The following is a 1,549-nucleotide window of genomic DNA, read 5'->3' as shown; positions in this document are numbered from 1 at the left end:
CGAGATCGGCGCGGCGACCGGCGTCGAGCGGCTGCCCGACGGGCGCTGGGTCGCGGCGGCGGAGCCGGAGCGCCGCGGCGGGGGCGCGGCGGCGGTGGTGCGGCCGGCCGGCCGGGACTGACCGCGGGGCCGGTCCGGCCCCCGCGCAGGCGGATCACGACCGGGACGGGGCGAGGCGCGCCCCGTCCCGGTCGTCGTGCGTACGGGGTCATGTCCCGGCCCTTGACGCGCAGTTGGTACGTACCTAAGGTCACCGACTGTCACGGTGTTCACGTGAACACTCAAAGTTCATATACGCGAACGGATGGACCCCACCATGCAGGGCACCCCCACACCCGCACGCCATCGCCGCAGACCGCGCGCCGCGCTGTTCGCCACCCTCGCGGCGGCGGTCACGGCCCTGGTCGCCTCGCTCCTCGGCTGGCCGGGCACCGAACGCGCCGACGCCGCGCCCGCGGACTTCGCCCACCCGGGAGTCACCGTCTCCCGGGGCCAGCTGGACTTCACCCGCGAGAAGGTGAACGCCGGCGCCCAGCCCTGGAAGGGCGCCTACGACCAGATGATGGGCAGCAAGTACGCCAGCCTCAGCCGGACGCCCAAGCCCCGGGCGATCGTCGAGTGCGGCTCGTACTCCAACCCCAACTACGGCTGCACGGACGAGCGCGAGGACGCGATCGCCGCGTACACCACCGCGCTCGCCTGGTACATCACCCGCGACGAGCGCTACGCGCGCAAGTCCATCGAGCTGATGGACGCCTGGTCCGCGACCATCCGGGACCACACCAACAGCAACGCGCCGCTGCAGACCGGCTGGGCCGGCTCCTCCTGGCCGAAGGCCGCCGAGATCATCAAGTACACGTACGACGGCGGCTGGGCGAACGAGGGCCGCTTCCGGACCATGCTGCGCGACGTCTACCTGCCGAAGATCATCGGAGGCTCCAGCTCCAACGGCAACTGGGAGCTGACGATGATGGAGGCGGCCGTCGGCATCGCCGTCTTCCTGGAGGACAAGGGCGCGTACGACCGGGCGATGCAGACCTTCCGCACCCGCGTGCCCGCGTTCATCTACCTGGAGTCCGACGGCGAGCTGCCCCGCACCGTGCCGAAGCAGAACCTCGACACCCGGCAGAAGATCATCAACTACTGGCAGGGGCAGTCCACCTTCGTCACCGGGCTGACCCAGGAGACCTGCCGTGACTTCACCCACACCGGATACGGCCTGGCGTCGATCTCGCACGTCGCCGAGACGGCCCGGATCCAGGGCGAGGACCTCTACCGGACGGACGTCGGCGAGCGACTGCGGCACGCGCTCGGCTTCCAGTCCCGCTACGAGCTGGGCGAGGCGCCGCCCGGCTGGCTCTGCGGCGGCAGCGTCGACCGCGGGCTCGGCCCGGTCACCGAGATCGGCTACAACGCCCTGCACCACCGCATGGGCATCGCCATGACCAACACCGGCCGCTACACCGAGCAGAGCCGGCCCGCCGGGTCCAACAACCTCTTCGTGGCCTGGCAGACCCTGACCCACGCGGAGAACCCGGCCTGACACGCC

At 71.5% G+C, this 1,549-nt stretch carries 1 protein-coding gene and 1 pseudogene; both read left to right on the top strand.

All coding sequences use genetic code 11. The annotated features are described in order from the left end of the window. Positions 1 to 121, top strand: a pseudogene (locus H5J30_RS37150) (gamma-glutamyltransferase); the annotation flags it as partial. A gap of 183 nt (positions 122 to 304) precedes the next feature. Beyond that, on the top strand, positions 305 to 1,543 hold the full coding sequence (locus tag H5J30_RS32415) for an alginate lyase family protein (RefSeq protein ID WP_374101049.1): 1,239 nt from the start codon (positions 305 to 307) through the stop codon (positions 1,541 to 1,543). Positions 1,544 to 1,549: the final 6 nt, after the last annotated feature.

The sequence above is a fragment of the Streptomyces phytophilus genome (assembly GCF_013870535.1).
GTDB classification, from domain to species: Bacteria; Actinomycetota; Actinomycetes; order Streptomycetales; family Streptomycetaceae; genus Streptomyces; species Streptomyces phytophilus.
Note: the sequence above shows the minus strand (reverse complement) of the source record. Positions and strands in the feature narration are given on the sequence as shown.

Bases quoted from the DNA above. Each gene is read 5' to 3' on its own strand.
- H5J30_RS32415 (WP_374101049.1), top strand. From the start codon at position 305: ATGGACCCCACCATGCAGGGCACCCCCACACCCGCACGCCATCGCCGC.